The sequence below is a fragment of the Neisseria macacae ATCC 33926 genome, from assembly GCF_022749495.1.
Taxonomy (GTDB): domain Bacteria; phylum Pseudomonadota; class Gammaproteobacteria; order Burkholderiales; family Neisseriaceae; genus Neisseria; species Neisseria macacae.
In genome coordinates, this window is the sequence record NZ_CP094241.1 from 174,380 (window position 1) to 190,224 (window position 15,845).

Below are 15,845 nucleotides of genomic sequence, written 5' to 3' on the forward strand. Positions count from 1 at the left end.
CGACGAAGCCGCAGACAGTACAGATAGTACGGAACCGATTCACTTGGTGCTTCAGCACCTTAGAGAATCGTTCTCTTTGAGCTAAGGCGAGGCAACGCCGTACTGGTTTAAAGTTAATCCACTATACTCTGCGTATAGCCAGCCTACCTACATCGATACGGCGGATAGCAGATACCGTATCGGCAACCAGTCGGGCCGGCCATCTCAACTATGCTTTACCGAACACCTTCTCCAAATGCGCCCGATAATCCGCCAAATACCGCTCCACCTGCGGATTCTTGATCACATCGTTGCAGATGAACGAGGGCAGGCGCGTGGTGCCGAGGAATTCGTTGGCCTTGTGGAAATGCAGGTACACGCCGTCCACGCCCGCGCCCTCAAAGAAATCGCCTTCGCGGGTAAACGCTTCAATCGGCGCGTTCCAAGTGGATGAAATCATGTGTTTTTTGCCATGCAGCAAGCCGCCCGTGCCGTAGCCTTCCGTCGGGTTTGCACGGTGGCGGCCGTCGTTGGCCACCAGCTTGTTTTCGCCCACGCCTGCGGTAAACACTTCATCGATATATTTTTTCACCGTCCACGGCTCGCCCATCCACCAGCCGGGCATCTGCCAGATGACCGCGTCCATCCACAGCCATTTTTCCACCTCGGCATCTTTGTCGTAGCCTGCTTCAATCACGGTTTCCTTCACCGCATGGCCGAGTGCGGTCAGCGTGTCGCGCGCGGTTTGGTGCAATGTGTGGTTCAGGCGGCCGGCGGAATGGCCGAAATGTTGGCCGCCGTCAATTAACAGAATATTCATGTTGGTCCCTCAAATATTTGCGTTGAAAAAGCATTATTGTACCCCGATGCTTTATAATGAAAACAGCAATAATTGCAAAACACTTTTCTAGGAAAAGCAACAATGAAAACCCATTCGGACGAACTGGCCGTGTTCGTGCAGGTGGTGGAAAGCGGCAGTTTCAGCCGCGCGGCAGAACGGCTCGGGCTGGCCAACTCCGCCGTCAGCCGTACCGTGAAGCGGCTGGAAGACAAACTCTCCGCCAACCTGCTCAACCGCACCACGCGCCAACTGCGGCTCACCGAAGAAGGCTGCCGCTTTTTCGAGCGCGCGCGGCAGATACTGCACGACATCGAAGCCGCCGAAGCCGAAATCCTCTCCGCAGGCGGCGCGCCGCAGGGCGTGCTTCGGGTGGATTCCGCCACGCCCACGCTGCTGCACCTCGTCGCTCCGCTGGTACGCCCGTTCTGCGAACGCTATCCGCAGGTGTCGCTGCTGCTCACTTCGTCCGAAGGCTACATCGACCTCATCGAGCGGCGCGTGGACATCGCCATCCGCGCAGGCAGCCTGCACGACTCTGCCTTGCGCGCCCGCCATCTGTTTGACAGTCGTCTGAAACTCGTTGCCGCGCCCGATTATCTCGCCCGTCATGGCACACCCCAAACCGTCGCCGACCTGTCGCGGCACACCCTTATCGGCTTCTCCGAGCCCAAAACCCTGAACAACTGGCCGTTTGCCGACACCGGCCACACGCCTTACGCCGCCGTGCTGCAACTGTCCGCCAACAGCGGCGAAACCATCCGTCGCCTGTGCCTGGAAGGCAACGGCATCACCTGTCTGTCGGATTTCACCGTCGCCGCCGATATCGCAGCGGGACACCTGCACGAACTCCTGCCCGACCGCGCCTTGAACGAAGCCAAACCGTTTTACGCCGTCTATTACGGCGACAATGCCGTCAGCCCGAAAATCCGGGCTTTTGTGGATTTTTTGGTAGAACAAGTCAATTAAAGTACGTTTTTAAACACTAAGTCTTTCCGAACTTGCCCAAGATACAAAAAGGTCGTCTGAAAACCAAGATACAGGTTTTCAGACGACCTTTGCTATGGCGGAACGGCTTTACGCTTCGACCGGTTTGCCGCGCAGGGAGAAGGTGTAGGCTTCGGTGATTTCCAAATCGATCATTTGGTTGATCATATCGGGCGTGCCGGTGAAGTTGACCACGCGGTTGTTGGCGGTACGGGCTTGGAGCTGGTCGGGGTCTTTTTTGGAGATGCCTTCGACCAGACAGCGTTGTACGGTACCTATCATGGTTTGGTTGATGCGGGCGGTTTCGGCTTCGATGACTTCGTTCAGGGCTTCGAGGCGGCGCACTTTTTCGGCGTGCGGGGTGTCGTCCGGCAGGTTGGCGGCAGGTGTGCCGGGGCGTGGGCTGTAAATGAAGACGAAGCTCAAATCGAAAGCGATGTCTTTGACCAGCTTCAGGGTCTGCTCGAACTCGCGCTCGGTTTCGCCGGGGAAGCCGACGATGAAGTCGCTGCTCAGGCACAAGTCGGGGCGGATGGCGCGCAGTTTGCGGATGATGGATTTGTATTCCAAGGCGGTGTAGCCGCGTTTCATCGCGCTCAATACGCGGTCGGAACCGCTTTGAATCGGCAGGTGCAGGTGCGACACCAGCTTGGGCAGGTCGCGGTAGCACTCGATAATCGAGTCGGTAAACTCGCGCGGGTGGCTGGTGGTGAAGCGCATACGCTCGATGCCGGGGATTTCGTGGACGATGCGCAGCAGGGTGGCGAAGTCGCAGATTTCGCCGTCTTCCATTTCGCCGCGATAGGCGTTGACGTTTTGTCCTAAGAGGTTGATTTCTTTAACGCCTTGTTGGGCGAGGTTGGCGATTTCGGTCAAAACGTCGTTCAACGGGCGGGAGAACTCTTCGCCGCGGGTGTAGGGGACGACGCAGAACGAGCAGTATTTGGAACAGCCTTCCATGATGGACACGAATGCTGCGCCGCCTTCGACGCGGGCGGGCGGCAGGTGGTCGAATTTTTCGATTTCGGGGAAGGAAATATCGACTTGCGACAGGCCGCTGGTTTCTTTATCCACAATCATTTTGGGCAGGCGGTGCAGCGTTTGCGGGCCGAAAACGACGTCCACATAAGGCGCGCGTTTGATGATGTTTTCGCCTTCTTGGGAGGCGACGCAGCCGGCAACGCCGATGATGAGGTCGGGATTTTTTTCTTTGAGCGGGCGCACGCGGCCTAAGTCGGAGAACACTTTTTCCTGCGCTTTTTCGCGCACGGAGCAGGTGTTGAAGAGGATGATGTCGGCTTCGTCGGCTTCGGTCACTTGTTCGATGCCGCCGTTTTCTTCGGCGAGTACGGCAAGCATTTTTTCGCTGTCGTATTCGTTCATTTGGCAGCCGAAGGTGCGGATAAATACTTTTTTCATGGTTTGTGTCTTTCTCAGGTAGCCCGTAATTGCGGGGCTGATTGTTATGGAAATCTCGGTTTCAGACGACCTTGGGGAGAGCGTGGGTAGGTCGTCTGAAACACTGATTCGTCAGGGCGCAAAAATGCGCGGTTGCGCTGCTGCGGCTGCAACAGCCAACCACGCGGTGTGTGTTTGGGTCGTCTGAAACGGGCAGGCGGCGGCTTATTGCGCGTCTTGCTTAATCTCGTCGCGGACTTCTTTTTGCGTGGTAAAACGGGAGGCTTCGTCGTCGGTCAAAACCCACACTTCGCGCACGAGGGCGTTGGTGTCGTTGTGTTTGAAGGCGATGGTTTTGCCGGTTTTGCTCGCCAGCCGCCCCATCGGGATGAAGCGGTCGTTTTCGTCGTGGATTTTGGTGAAACGGGTAATCTGCAGCTTGGCGGAATTGCCGTCGGCAAGGCCCAGCGTCAAGAGGCGCGTCCATGAGAAGCCGCCACGGCTCACTTTCAGATAAGGCAGTTCGACCTGTTTCAAAACCGCCGCGTCCATATCGCTCGGCAGCTTGCGCTGGGCGGCGTAGGAGACGGTGGAAACCAAAAGGGCAAGCATTAAAATGAATCCGCGTAACATGATGTTTTCTTTATGGTATAAATGGGTGCGGATTATAGCACAAACGCTTCAAATATGAACAGAGTGATTGTTTTTACAGAACAATTTTCATTTTCAGATACGGCGTTGCGCCGTGGCGGTTTGGGCTTTCGGGGTCGTCTGAAACGGCTGGCGCGGGCAATCTGATGATAAAATACCGCTTATTTTTCAGACGACCTCAGAAAGAACCCGCTATGAACCGTAACGAAATCCTGTTTGACCGCGCCAAAGCCATCATCCCCGGCGGCGTGAATTCCCCCGTCCGCGCATTCGGCAGCGTCGGCGGCGTGCCGCGCTTCATCAAAAAAGCCGAAGGCGCGTATGTTTGGGACGAAAACGGCACGCGCTACACCGATTACGTCGGTTCGTGGGGGCCTGCGATTGTCGGACATGCGCACCCCGAAGTCATCGAAGCCGTGCGCGAAGCCGCGTTGGGCGGTTTGTCGTTCGGCGCGCCCACCGAAGGCGAAATCGTCATCGCCGAAGAAATCGCCAAAATCATGCCGTCCGTCGAACGGCTGCGCCTCGTCAGCTCCGGCACCGAAGCGACCATGACCGCCATCCGCCTCGCACGCGGCTTTACCGGACGCGACAAAATCATCAAGTTCGAAGGCTGCTACCACGGCCATTCCGACAGCCTGCTGGTCAAAGCCGGCAGCGGCCTGCTCACCTTCGGCAACCCGTCTTCCGCAGGCGTTCCTGCCGACTTTACCAAACACACCTTAGTCCTCGAATACAACAACATTACCCAGCTTGAAGAAGCGTTCGCCCGCAACGGCGACGAAATCGCCTGCGTCATCCTCGAACCCTTCGTCGGCAATATGAACCTGGTCCGCCCGACCGAAGCCTTCGTGAAAGCCCTGCGCGAATTGACCGAAAAACACGGCGCCGTGTTGATTTACGACGAAGTGATGACCGGCTTCCGCGTCGCGCTCGGCGGCGCGCAGTCGCTGCACGGCATCACGCCCGACCTGACCACGATGGGCAAAGTCATCGGCGGCGGTATGCCGCTGGCGGCGTTCGGCGGACGCAAAGACATCATGGAATGTATTTCCCCGCTGGGCGGCGTGTATCAGGCAGGCACATTGTCGGGCAACCCGATTGCCGTCGCCGCCGGCTTGAAAACGCTTGAAATCATCCAGCGCGAAGGCTTCTACGAAAACCTGACCGCCCTGACCCGCCGCCTCGCCGACGGGCTTGCCGCCGCCGCCAAAGCGCACGGCATCGAGTTTACCGCCGACAGCGTGGGCGGTATGTTCGGCCTGTATTTCGCCGCCCATGCCCCGCAAAACTACGGCGACATGGCGCGTTCCAATATCGACGCCTTCAAACGCTTCTTCCACGGTATGCTCGACCGCAACACCGCCTTCGGCCCGTCCGCCTACGAAGCAGGCTTCGTCTCCGCCGCGCACACGCCCGAGCTGATTGACGAAACCATCGCCACCGCGCATCAAGTGTTCGCGGAAATGGCGAAATATAGTGGATTAAAATAAAAATGAGACAAGGCGGCAACGCCCGCCGTGTACGGTTAGTACATAAGGACGTTGGCAACGCCGTATCATTGCAATTTTAATCCACTATAAGGCGGAATGGCTTGCCGTCAGGGCAGTGCGGGCGACGCCGCCTGATTCGCAGCAATCCGTCCACAAGACAAAAAGGTCGTCTGAAAACCTAAATTCGGGTTTTCAGACGACCTTTCGTTTGGGGAAGGCAGGTTTGTCCTTACGCCTCTTTGCGCGTCAGATGGCGCACAGACGCGGCGATTTCGTCCGCCATCCGACGGCTGGCGCCTTGATGGCCGGCGACAAAGCGTGCCGCCTGTTGGGCGAAATGGCTGCGTTCGTTCGGGTTTTCCAAACAGGCTGAGACGAAGGTACGCCATTCGTCCGCATTCTGCACCTGCACCGCCGCTTGGGCTTCCAGCGCGCTGCGGCAGGCGGCGGCAAAGTTGTAGGTGGAAAAGCCGAACACGGTCGGAATGCCGCAGGCTATCGGCTCGATGATGTTTTGACAGCCGCTGTCCACGAGGCTGCCGCCGACAAAGGCGACATCCGAACTGAGGTAGTAGGCAAAGAGTTCGCCCATGCTGTCGCCCACCCAGACTTGGGTTTGTCGGGAAACCGGCAGGTTGTCGCTGCGTTTTTGAACGGTATAACCCAATGCCTGCGCCGTTTCAAAGGTCGTCTGAAAACGCTCCGGATGGCGCGGAACGACGACCAGCAAGGCATCGCCGGTATATTTTTTCCATGCTTCGAGCAAGAGCGCCGCTTCGTCTTGCTCTTTGTAAAAGCGGGTGCTGGCGCAGACGGCGACGGGGCGCGTGCCTATGCGTTCGCGGAAGGCCGCCGCCAGCGCGCGCATCCGTTCGGGCGGGGAAATATCGTATTTGGTGTTGCCGCAGACATGGACGTTGGACGCGCCGATCAAGTGCAGCCGCTCCGCGTCTTCGGCGGTTTGCGCGAAACAGCCGCTTAAGGTTTGCAGCGCAGGCTCGAACAGGTTGCGGATTTTCAAATAGCCGCGCTGCGATTTTTCAGACAGGCGGGCGTTGGCGAGAAACAGGGGGACGTGCGCGTCGGCGCAGGCGTGCATGAGGTTGGGCCAGATTTCCGTTTCCATCAGTACGCCGAACAGTGGGCGGTGTTCCTTCAGGAATTGGGCGACCCATTCGGGTTTGTCGTAAGGCAGGTAACGGCATTGCGCGTCGGGGAACAGTTCTTTCGCGGCGGCGCGTCCGGTCGGCGTCATTTGGGTCATGAGCAGCGGCGCGTCGGGGAAATGGCGGCGCAGCGCCTCCACCAAGGGCTGCGCGGCACGGGTTTCGCCAACCGATACGGCATGCACCCAAATCGGACGCTGCACAGGCCGGTCAAACGGTTCGCCGAAACGCTCGCCCCAATGGTAGAGATAGGCAGGCGATTTGACGGCGCGCTTTTTGAGATAGTGGCGGATAAGCGGCGGCGCGATGCGCCATAATTGCGTGTAAAACCAACGATTCATGTATTCCACTCGAAAACGGTACGGACGGGAAGGCGGACGGTGCGGATTCTAGGCGGTTGACGGTTTCAAGCTGCCTGTCGCCGAACCTCCGGTTTCCCGGACCTATTCTAGCCGATTTTGCCGCTTCGCCCACGCCTCTTTTGAGCTGACTTGATGTAACGGCGAAAAAAAGGTCGTCTGAAAACCCGAAATCCGATTTTCAGACGACCTGTCTTGGTTGCGTCGCAGCGGTTTACGCCGGTTTCTTTTCGCGTATCGGCAGGTTCAGCAAAGCCGCCGTCCCCGCCAACACCGCGTCGGCATACCACATCCAGCCGTAATCGTTAAACCGGTAAATCACGATGCCGCCGATATACGAGCCTAAAAAGCCGCCGATTTGGTGGCTCAACATCGTCAGCCCGAACAGCGTCGCCAGATAGCGCGTGCCGAACAGCTTGCCCGTAATCGCAGCGGTCGGGGCGACGGTGGCGAGCCAAGTGAAACCGAGCGCGGCGGCGAAAATGTAGAAATTGACGTCGGTTCTCGGAGCGGCAAGGTATATCAGCACCATCGCCACACGCGAGGCGTAGAGTCCGAACAAAACGTATTTGCCTAAAAACCGCCCCGTACACCAGCCCGAAAAAATGCAGCCCGCGATGTTCGCCAAACCGATAATCGCAATCGAAGTCGAAGCGACCGAAGCGGGCAGGCCGCAGAGCGCGATTTCGTTGGGCAGGTGGGTTACCAAAAACGCAATGTGGAAACCGCAGGTAAAAAAGCCCAAGTGCAGCAGGATGTAGCTTCGATCTTTAAACGCCGCTTTGACCGCCTGCCCCAGCGTTTGCCCGTTTTCAGACGACGTATGGTGCGTGGCGACAGCGTTTTTGCCGCCCGCCAGCCACCACGAAATCGGCAGGATTAAAAGCGCAATCCCGCCCCAAACATAAAACGTCCCCGTCCAGCCGACGGCGGGCAACACCAGCAAACCCTGCACCAGCGGCGCAAACAGAAACTGCCCCGCCGAACCGCCTGCGTTGACCAGACCCGAAGCCAAACCGCGTTTGTGCGGCGGCACTTTTGCCGCGACCTGCCCCATGATGATGGAGAAACCACCCGCGCCCGTTCCGAATGCAAAAAGCAGCCCGATTGCCAGCATCAGCCCCCAATAAGTCGGCATCTGCGGCACCATCAGGCAGGCACAGACCAACAGCAATGCGCCGCCGCCCAAAACCTTAAACGCGCCGAAGCGGTCGGCAAGCGCGCCGGAAAGCGGCTGGGACACGCCCCACATCAACTGGAAAACGGCAATAATCAGGCTGAACTCTTGGATACTCAGCTCGGTAGAGTCGACGACGGGGCGGACAAACAGTCCCATAGTCATGCGCATACCGATGGTAATCAGCAGGATGGCGGCGGCAGCGGCGGTCACCAGCCAAAGGTTGGGGGATTTTTGCTGTGTGTGGGTCATGGTTATTGTTTGTTTCTATTGGAAAATGCCGTTCAATCAAACGGCAGAATGACGGATTTTAACAAACGGGCTGACGCAGGCTAAATAACTCCTGATACTTTGGATATAGCCAAAACCTCTATCCGCGCTGCATTGACCGTTCCCCTTTATCCGCAAGGCAGGACATGGAACGCGGACGGAAATTCAGCGCGTAAAGAACGGCAAAGGTCGTCTGAAAACCCGAAATCCGATTTTCAGACGACCTTTGTCCCAAGAACGGATAAAATCCGTATTGATGAAGCCATATCGGCTTCAAGCGGATTCCCGATATAGTGGATTAAAATTGCAATAATACGGCATTACCAACGCCCTTATGTACTACCCGTACACGGCGGGCGTTGCCGCCTTGTCTCATTTTTATTTTAATCCACTATATAATCCGCCCTTTTCAGACGACCCCGACCCGCAACCGCCATGACGCCCATTTATCTCGACGACACCGCCACCGAACACGCCCGCCGTTTGGCGCGGCAATTTCAGCTTCCGATTTTGTCCGACCTGCCCGACAGCGGCGAATACCTGCTTGCCGATGCGGAGGGCGTCAGCTTGTGCCGCGCGGGGGAGAAGGGGCGCGTCCGCGTTGATTTCGGCGGCGGTGCAGCCCAATACCGGCGCACCAAAGGCGGCGGCGAGCTGATTGCCAAAGCGGTCAACCACACAACCAAACCGACCGTCTGGGATGGTACCGGCGGACTCGGGCGCGACAGTTTCGTCCTCGCCTCGCTTGGTTTGAACGTCCACACTTTCGAGCAGCATCCCGCCGTTGCCTGCCTGCTTGCCGACGGCCTCGAACGCGCGCTGCAAGAGCCTGAAATTCAAGACATCGCCCGCCGCATGACTTTCCATTATGGCAACGCCGTCGAGTTGATGCGCGAACTCGCCGCCCAATCGCGCCCCGACATCGTGTACCTCGACCCCATGTACCCCGAACGCCAAAAATCCGCCGCCGTCAAAAAAGAAATGGCGTATTTCCACAGCGTCGTCGGTGCCGCCCAAGAAGAAGCCGAGCTGCTTGCCGCCGCCCGCGCTGTCGCCAAAAAGCGCGTCGTCGTCAAACGCCCGCGCCTCGGCGAGTTTCTCAACGGCGAAAAACCCGCCTACCAATACACGGGCAAAAGCACCCGCTTTGATGTGTACTTGCCTGATTATCCGGTTAAAGACGGGGAATAATTTATAGTGGATTAACTTTAAACCAGTACGGCGTTACCTCGCCTTGCCGTACTATCTGTACTGTCTGCGGCTTCGTCGCCTTGTCCTGATTTAAATTTAATCCACTATAAAACGCAAAGGTCGTCTGAAAACTGATTTTCAGACGACCTTTGCGTTTCTGCGTCCTGCGTTAGAACGATTTGACCAGCGACAGACCGACTTCGTTTTGCTTATAGCTGTACAGCCAGTCGGTGTTGCCGTGGACGCGGCGGTGTTTGTAGCTGAGGACGGGCTTCATGCCGGCGAATTTCCAGCGGTCCGCGCCTATGCTGAGGCGGTAGGTCTGTTCTTTGTCGCGGCGGCGTTGTTCGAGTACGGCGTTTTCTTCGCGGTGGCTGCGGATGCCGAAGGTGGCGGAGGCGGAGGCGTCGAAACCGGCTTCAAACATTTTTGCCGCGCCCAGCCGTGCGGAGATGAGGCGGTAGCTGTCCACCGGCTCTTTGGCTTTGCGCTGCTGCCAGTCTATGCCGCCGTAGAGCATGAGGTCGTTGCGCGGGAAGTAGGACAGGGTGTTGTAAACGGAGAAGAGGCTGCCGTCGAGCAGGCGGGTTTTGTCGGAATAGGAGAGGTGTTTCCACTCGGCTTCGGTGTTCCACGTCCAACTGCCTTTGTCGAGGTTCCACTCGCTGCGCACGCCGTAGGCGCGGTTGAGGGTTTTGCCGCCGCTGCCGTTCCATTCGACGAGCGGGGCGAGGGCGAAGGTGTGGCGGTGGTTTTCAAACTGGTAGCCTGCGCTGAGGTTGAGCGTGTGTTCGTTGAAGTCTTTATGGTCGTGGTAGAAACGTCCGTAGCCGAGCGCGCGGGCGGCGATGCCGTGGTGTCCTTTAATCTGCCAGCGGCGGACGGCGGCGGCTTCGTATTTGATGCCGTTGGCGGAAATGGGTTGGTCGCCTGAAAATTCTTCCCAGCATTCGCCGTCGATTTCGGTTTTACACCACACTTTGCCGCTGGCTTCGTTGATGTTGCTGTTGTAGACGGCGCCGACGGAAAGGCTGCCCTGCCAGCTTTGGCGTTGGTTTAGAGAGTCGCGAAAATGGCCGATGTTTTCTTTGACGGCTTCGGGCAGGTCTTCGTTTTGCAGGCGCATAAATTCGGAAGTGGCTTCGCGGTTCAGACGACCTTCAAAGAGCAGGCGGGCGTAATCGAGCCGTCCGCGCGTGAAGTCGGGATGGCGTTGCAGCAGGGTTTCGTAGTCTTGTTTGGCGGCTTTCCATCTGCCTTCGCCGCGGGCGAGCGAGGCGCGGGCAAAGAGGGCGATGTCGGGGTCGTATTCGGTTTGCTGGGTATAACGCTCAAGCAGCGGGCGCACGGTTTGCCAGTCGCTGCGGTTGACGGCGTTAAACAGGGCTTCGCCTTGGTCGGCTTCGGGGTCGGTTTCGGCTGTCTGCCCGATGTGTTCGGCGGGAATGTCGAGGCGGTATTCGCGCACTTTTTGTTCCTGTTCCTGCATGGTTTGGCGGGTGTCCTGCCACAGACGTTGCGCGGTACGGTCGTCTGAAAAGTCAGAACGGGGCGCGGCAAGGACGGGGGCGGCAAGAAACAGGATAAGGCAGGCAGACGGTTTGTACATGGTGTCGGCTTTCCGGTCGGCGGTTTCAGACGACCTTGAGAAGGTTGGCGGGCTGGTGTTTAAAAAAGCCTGCGTGAAGCAGGCTTTATTTTACTTAACTACGGATTTTAGCGTTTCACACCGCCGAATGCCGTATCCAAGTTGCGGTCGGTTTTAAATTTGGCAACACCGGCCAGCGCGCTTGCGTTGTGACCGAAGAAGTGGCCTTCGGTTTTACCAAAGTGGCCGTTGGCGCGGGCGTAGCCTTCAAACGATGCGCTGGACGGTTTGATGCGGGAATGGATGTCCATCTGTACAGCGTTGTTTTTCATAGAACCTGCCAAGACGCGTTGACCGAAGTCTGCGCGCAAAGTACCGACCATCGGGTTGTTGCCGGTGTAGTTGTTGATACCTTTGACGGCGTAGTTGGCTACACCGGATACCGGCATAGAGGTGGCGCGTTTGTCGCCTGAGTAGAAAACACCGCGGTTGGTGCCTTTGGCGTATTCTTTACCGACCCACTCGCCGTAGTACACTTCAGAGCCGCCGCTCTTGATGGTGTTGAACGCATAGCGGCCGAGGTTTTGACGGGTGTATGCGTCGTTGACCTGTACGGTTTTCACGCCGTTGCGGTCTACATTGCCAGGCATGCGGTTGACGTTGGTGTAGTGTACGCCTGAACGGTAGGCAGCGTGTTTCATCACTTTTTCGCCTTCGGCTTCAGAGGCGGGTTTGCCCCATTTTTTGCCGTATTTGTGGTTTTGGTAACCGTAATCAAATGGATTGTAGGCATTGTTGGCAGCAAATACGCCTGCGCTGAACAAAACGGCTAAAACAGCAGCGGTGGTTTTTTGCAGATTCAGTTTCATGATACGCTCCTTAGGGGAAAAACGATGGTGGGAAAAATGATGTTCCGTCCGTGTCAGTGTGAGCAGACTATCGTTATGTGAGGAGACTTGTTTTTCTTTTTTCTGAACATCATTCTAGAGGGGGAGTGTTAGAGGAGAATTAGCGGATGTTTTAGGGAGTGTCTTAATGAGATAAGAATATTTATTTTTGGTTAAGATGTATATTGGGTTAACTTTAAACCAGTACGGCGTTGCCTCACTTTGCTACTATCTGTACTGTCTGCGGCTTCGTCGCCTTGTCCTGATTTAGTTAATCCACTATATTTGGAATCGGCGCGGACGGAATGATGCTGTCCGCCAAATTGTCCGTGGTTACGTTGTTTTGTCCCAATGGATATTCGATTTGCGATTAGGTTGGTGTGTCAGAGGGAAGTTGTCCTCAAACAAAAAAAGGTCGTCTGAAAAGTTTCAGACGACCTTTTTTCAACAACATCTTAGCGGATGTTGACGTACGCGCCCGAGTGCAGGTCGCGCAGCAGGTTTGCTGTGGCTTGTTGGGCTTTTTGTCCGGACATGTATTGGCGTACGGCGTTGCGTTGGCGCTCTTCGGGCGTACCGGCGTCACGGACGTCGTTCAGCTTGATGATGTGCCAGCCGAATTGCGTGCGTACGGGCGGGCTGACTTGGCCGGGTTTGAGCTTGTGGACGGCTTCTTCAAACGGCGCGACCATCATGCCGTCGGCGAACCAACCCAAATCACCGCCGCTGTTCGCGCTGCCGTCTTGCGAATATTGGCGCGCCAAACCGGCGAAATCCGCACCGCTGCGGGCTTGTGCATAGATTTTGCGGATGGTGCTTTCCGCGCCTGCCGCCGCGTTGTCGTTGTCGGCTTTAATCAGGATGTGCTGCGCGCTGTATTGGCGCATCGGTTCGCCTTCGGGCAGGGCGACACCTTGTTGGCGCGCTCGCTCGATGAAGCTGTTGACTTCTGCATCGCTGACGCGGCTGTTTTGCATCACGGCCTGCTGGCGCACTTTTTCCATAATGATGGTGTCGGCGATTTCGCGGCGGGTCTGTGCGGACGGATTTTTCAGCGACGGCGTTTGGGCGATGACGGCATCGATTTCGGCATCGGTCGCTTGAATGTTGCGGCGTTTGCCCGCTTGAACAATCAGGGATTGGTTGACCAGTTGCGCCAGGACCTGCTGGTGGAGTTCGTCTTCGCTGATTTGCGTGCCTTTAGGAAGGTGTTGGCGCGCTTCGGCAATGGCATGTGCCAGCTGGCGTTGGGTAATGACTTCGTTGTCGGCAATGGCGGCGATGCCGTCGGAAAGGCGTACGGCGCCCGAATCGGCAGGCGTGGCTGCCGCTGCCTGTTTTGCCGCTTTCTGCGTTTTGACCGGCTTGCCTTTGGATGCGGCTTTGGGCGCGGCGTGTGCGTTCAATGCCAGACCGAGTGCGGCGGCAAGAATCAGGGGTTTGACGTTCATGGGGTAACTACCTCGTTGGTTTTGCTGTAGCCGGGAATGGCCAAGCGCAGTTTTTCAAATGGGTTGTTGCCGAGATTGCTCAGGTCTTTGAGTTGGAGATTGAAGAATACGGCGTTTTTGCGGCTGTTTTCGCCGGTCACGTAGCGTTGTCCGACGAGGCTTGCGCTCCAGCAGCCGCAATCGCTTTTGTATTCCGCGCCAACCAAGATTTCAAGCGGTTTCTTGGCTTGGATTTCGTAGTTGTAACGTGCGACGGCGTAAAGGTTTTTACGGATGGGCCATTGCGCCGCCAAATCGATTTGGCGGATTTTATCGTAGAAATAGTTGCCGTCCGATTGTAGGTAAATGCGTTCGTTGCGGCCGTATTTGTAACGCGCGCTCAATACTTTGCCCGGCTCGGGATTGTAGCGGACGGTCGCGGCGTAGCTTTCGGCGCGGCTTTCGTTTTGGTTGTAGTGGATATCGAAGCCGGCATGGATGCTGTCGCTCAGTTTGCCGTGCGCGAAGCCGACCCAGTCGGATTGGCTGCGTTCATAACGGCCGACGCTGCCGTCCAGCAATACGTTGTCGTTTTTGAAATAAAACTTCTGTCCGATGCCGGCACGGAACAGCTCGGCACCGTTGTTCGGATTGAGGAATCGGGTTTGCGCGGCGGCGGTCAGGCTGTTGGCGGAGTTGATGCGATCGTTGCCGACGTACAGGTTTTCACGGAAAAGCTGGTTGTAAGAGAAGCTGTTTTCCGAGGTGTCGAAATTGGGTAAGTCGTTTTGGGACTTGGTCGGGATGTAGTTGTAGAACAGGCGCGGTTCGAGGGTTTGCAGATAGGCTTTGCCGAACACATTGGCGTTGCGCTCGAAGGTCATGCCGGTATCGACGTTGAATATCGGCAATACGCGGCTGACGCGGCGGCTGGATTGGTTGCCGAACGAGCCTAAGTCGTAATAAGTCGCGTGTACGCCGATTTTCGGACGGATATAGCCCCATTGGTTGTTGAAATCCCAACGGACGCTCGGATACAGCACGGTACGGCTGCCGTCTTGTTTGCTGTCGTGTACGAAACGGGTGAACTGGCTGAATACGTTGATATTCGCCTTGCCTATGGTTTTCTGCCAACGTCCGGTCAGGCGCGGCATGATGGCGTAGGGTTCGTCTTTGTAACCGTTTTGGTTGGCAAGGGTTTGGTATTTTTGTACGTTCAGCGCGCCGTCAAAAGAGCCGCCCCAGATATTGTCGCCGTAGTTCAGCCACAGTTGGCGGTTGAGGTTGACGTTGCTGGCAATGTCCTCGCGTCCGTAGAAGTCGCGGTAGTAATTGTCGTCTGAAACCTGATTGAAGCTGATGCCGCCGCTGAGTTTGTCGGTCAGTTGGTGGTTGTGGTCAAACTTGATTTGATAGCGGTTGTTTTCATGGCGTTTTTTATCGTGCGGCATCCAATCGCCGTCAATGACGCCGTTAAATTTCGGCTCGAGATAGCGGACCTGTCCGCCAAGTTGCACGCCGCGCGAACTGATGATGCCGGGGCGGAAGGTGGCGTCCAAGTTGGGGGCGAGGTTGAAATAATAGGGAAGGGCGAGTTCCAAACCGTCCGAACCGGTTGACAAGGTCGGCACCAACAGACCGCTCTTGCGATGGCCGTTGAGCGGGAAATCCGCCCAAGGCGTATAAAGTACGGGAACGCCGCCGAACACCAGCGACGCGTCTTTTGCCACGCCTATGCCCGTTTCCTGATCGGTTTCGATGCTTTTCGCTTTGATGAACCAACTCGCATCGCCGGGCGAGCAGGTATTGAATTTGGTATTGATGAGCTTGTACAGCCCTTTGCCTTTCATTTCCGCCTTTTCGCTGACGCTTTGGAGGCGGCGGCCGTCTTTTTCGGCATCGACGCGGACGTATTCGCTCGAGCCGGTATTGTCTTTCAGGTTGTACACCAAAGTATCGCCGCTGACGGTCGAACCGTCTTGATATAGCGTAAAGCGGTCGCCCGCCCTGACGGTATCGCTGGTTTGGTCGTAATCCGCCCAATCGGCGTTCAACACTTCCTGATTGCGCTCGATGATGACATCGCCTTCGGCGCGGACGGCGACTTTAGACTGTCCGGCAACCTTGTCCGCAATCACGCGGGTGTAATCCTGCGGCAGGGGGTCTTCGCCGCTGCGTTTGATTTCAGGCTGCTTGTTTGCTTCGGAAGCCTGATGCTGGCAAAACAGGCAGGTATCGCCCAAGGACAATTTGTCCTGATCGGCAGGACGACGGTTTTCCCCGCTTTGAACCGCAGGCGGGGTGGCCCTTGCCGGCTCGTAATCGGCAGGTTGCGGCAAAGATGCATTTTGCGCATATGCCCCTCCCGCACCGAAGCCGACGCTTAACGCCAAAACCAATGGTTTGAGTGAAAATAAACGAGCCAAAATCG

The 15,845-nt window shown here is 56.8% G+C and carries 14 protein-coding genes; 5 read left to right on the top strand and 9 right to left on the bottom strand.

Annotated features, from left to right (window positions below):
* Positions 1-208: 208 nt before the first annotated feature.
* Complete coding sequence (locus MON40_RS00855; RefSeq protein WP_003779953.1) at positions 209-799, bottom strand: NAD(P)H-dependent oxidoreductase; 591 nt, start codon at positions 797-799, stop codon at positions 209-211.
* Between the two features lie 102 nt (positions 800-901).
* Here MON40_RS00855 and MON40_RS00860 point away from each other — a divergent pair, with 102 nt between their 5' ends.
* On the top strand, positions 902-1,786 hold the full coding sequence (locus MON40_RS00860) for a LysR family transcriptional regulator (protein ID WP_003779955.1): 885 nt from the start codon (positions 902-904) through the stop codon (positions 1,784-1,786).
* Positions 1,787-1,894: 108 nt separating this feature from the next.
* On the opposite strand, the gene miaB is transcribed toward MON40_RS00860, so the two are convergent.
* Positions 1,895-3,223, bottom strand: coding sequence for a tRNA (N6-isopentenyl adenosine(37)-C2)-methylthiotransferase MiaB (gene miaB, locus MON40_RS00865; RefSeq protein ID WP_003743791.1), 1,329 nt, complete (start codon positions 3,221-3,223; stop codon positions 1,895-1,897).
* 46 nt (positions 3,224-3,269) lie between these two features.
* Here miaB and MON40_RS00870 point away from each other — a divergent pair, with 46 nt between their 5' ends.
* Positions 3,270-3,410 (top strand): hypothetical protein, encoded by a 141-nt coding sequence (locus MON40_RS00870; protein WP_167317440.1) that lies wholly within the window; start codon positions 3,270-3,272, stop codon positions 3,408-3,410.
* A 17-nt stretch (positions 3,411-3,427) separates the two neighbouring features.
* Here MON40_RS00870 and MON40_RS00875 read toward each other — a convergent pair whose 3' ends face one another.
* Entirely contained in the window at positions 3,428-3,835 is a 408-nt protein-coding gene (locus MON40_RS00875; protein WP_003779957.1) for a hypothetical protein, read from the bottom strand.
* Positions 3,836-4,047: 212 nt separating this feature from the next.
* Here MON40_RS00875 and hemL point away from each other — a divergent pair, with 212 nt between their 5' ends.
* Positions 4,048-5,346, top strand: a complete 1,299-nt coding sequence (gene hemL / locus MON40_RS00880) for a glutamate-1-semialdehyde 2,1-aminomutase (RefSeq protein WP_039863245.1) — start codon at positions 4,048-4,050, stop codon at positions 5,344-5,346.
* Between the two features lie 229 nt (positions 5,347-5,575).
* Here the strand turns inward: hemL and waaA are convergent, their stop codons facing one another.
* Together waaA and MON40_RS00890 are read right to left on the bottom strand one after the other, a co-directional pair.
* Positions 5,576-6,853 (bottom strand): lipid IV(A) 3-deoxy-D-manno-octulosonic acid transferase, encoded by a 1,278-nt coding sequence (gene waaA, locus MON40_RS00885; RefSeq protein WP_003779961.1) that lies wholly within the window; start codon positions 6,851-6,853, stop codon positions 5,576-5,578.
* Positions 6,854-7,085: 232 nt separating this feature from the next.
* On the bottom strand, positions 7,086-8,300 hold the full coding sequence (locus MON40_RS00890) for an MFS transporter (RefSeq protein ID WP_003779963.1): 1,215 nt from the start codon (positions 8,298-8,300) through the stop codon (positions 7,086-7,088).
* Between the two features lie 99 nt (positions 8,301-8,399).
* On the opposite strand from MON40_RS00890, the gene MON40_RS00895 reads away from it, so the two are divergent.
* Together MON40_RS00895 and MON40_RS00900 are read left to right on the top strand one after the other, a co-directional pair.
* On the top strand, positions 8,400-8,612 hold the full coding sequence (locus tag MON40_RS00895) for a hypothetical protein (protein WP_003779966.1): 213 nt from the start codon (positions 8,400-8,402) through the stop codon (positions 8,610-8,612).
* A gap of 141 nt (positions 8,613-8,753) precedes the next feature.
* Positions 8,754-9,509 (top strand): class I SAM-dependent methyltransferase, encoded by a 756-nt coding sequence (locus tag MON40_RS00900; protein WP_003779967.1) that lies wholly within the window; start codon positions 8,754-8,756, stop codon positions 9,507-9,509.
* A 169-nt stretch (positions 9,510-9,678) separates the two neighbouring features.
* On the opposite strand, the gene MON40_RS00910 is transcribed toward MON40_RS00900, so the two are convergent.
* The 4 genes from MON40_RS00910 to MON40_RS00925 all read right to left on the bottom strand — a co-directional run bounded on the left by MON40_RS00910 (position 9,679) and on the right by MON40_RS00925 (position 15,840).
* Positions 9,679-11,118, bottom strand: a complete 1,440-nt coding sequence (locus MON40_RS00910) for a surface lipoprotein assembly modifier (RefSeq protein ID WP_003779968.1) — start codon at positions 11,116-11,118, stop codon at positions 9,679-9,681.
* Positions 11,119-11,225: 107 nt separating this feature from the next.
* Positions 11,226-11,966, bottom strand: a complete 741-nt coding sequence (locus MON40_RS00915; RefSeq protein ID WP_003758881.1) for a Slam-dependent surface lipoprotein — start codon at positions 11,964-11,966, stop codon at positions 11,226-11,228.
* Positions 11,967-12,439: 473 nt separating this feature from the next.
* The gene (locus tag MON40_RS00920; protein WP_003779969.1) at positions 12,440-13,435 is read right to left on the bottom strand and encodes a peptidylprolyl isomerase; all 996 of its coding nucleotides are present in this window, start codon (positions 13,433-13,435) and stop codon (positions 12,440-12,442) included.
* A complete protein-coding gene (locus MON40_RS00925; protein WP_003779970.1) occupies positions 13,432-15,840 on the bottom strand; it encodes an LPS-assembly protein LptD in 2,409 nt (802 codons plus the stop codon). The genes MON40_RS00920 and MON40_RS00925 overlap by 4 nt, the downstream gene beginning before the upstream one ends.
* Between the last annotated feature and the right edge of the window lie 5 nt (positions 15,841-15,845).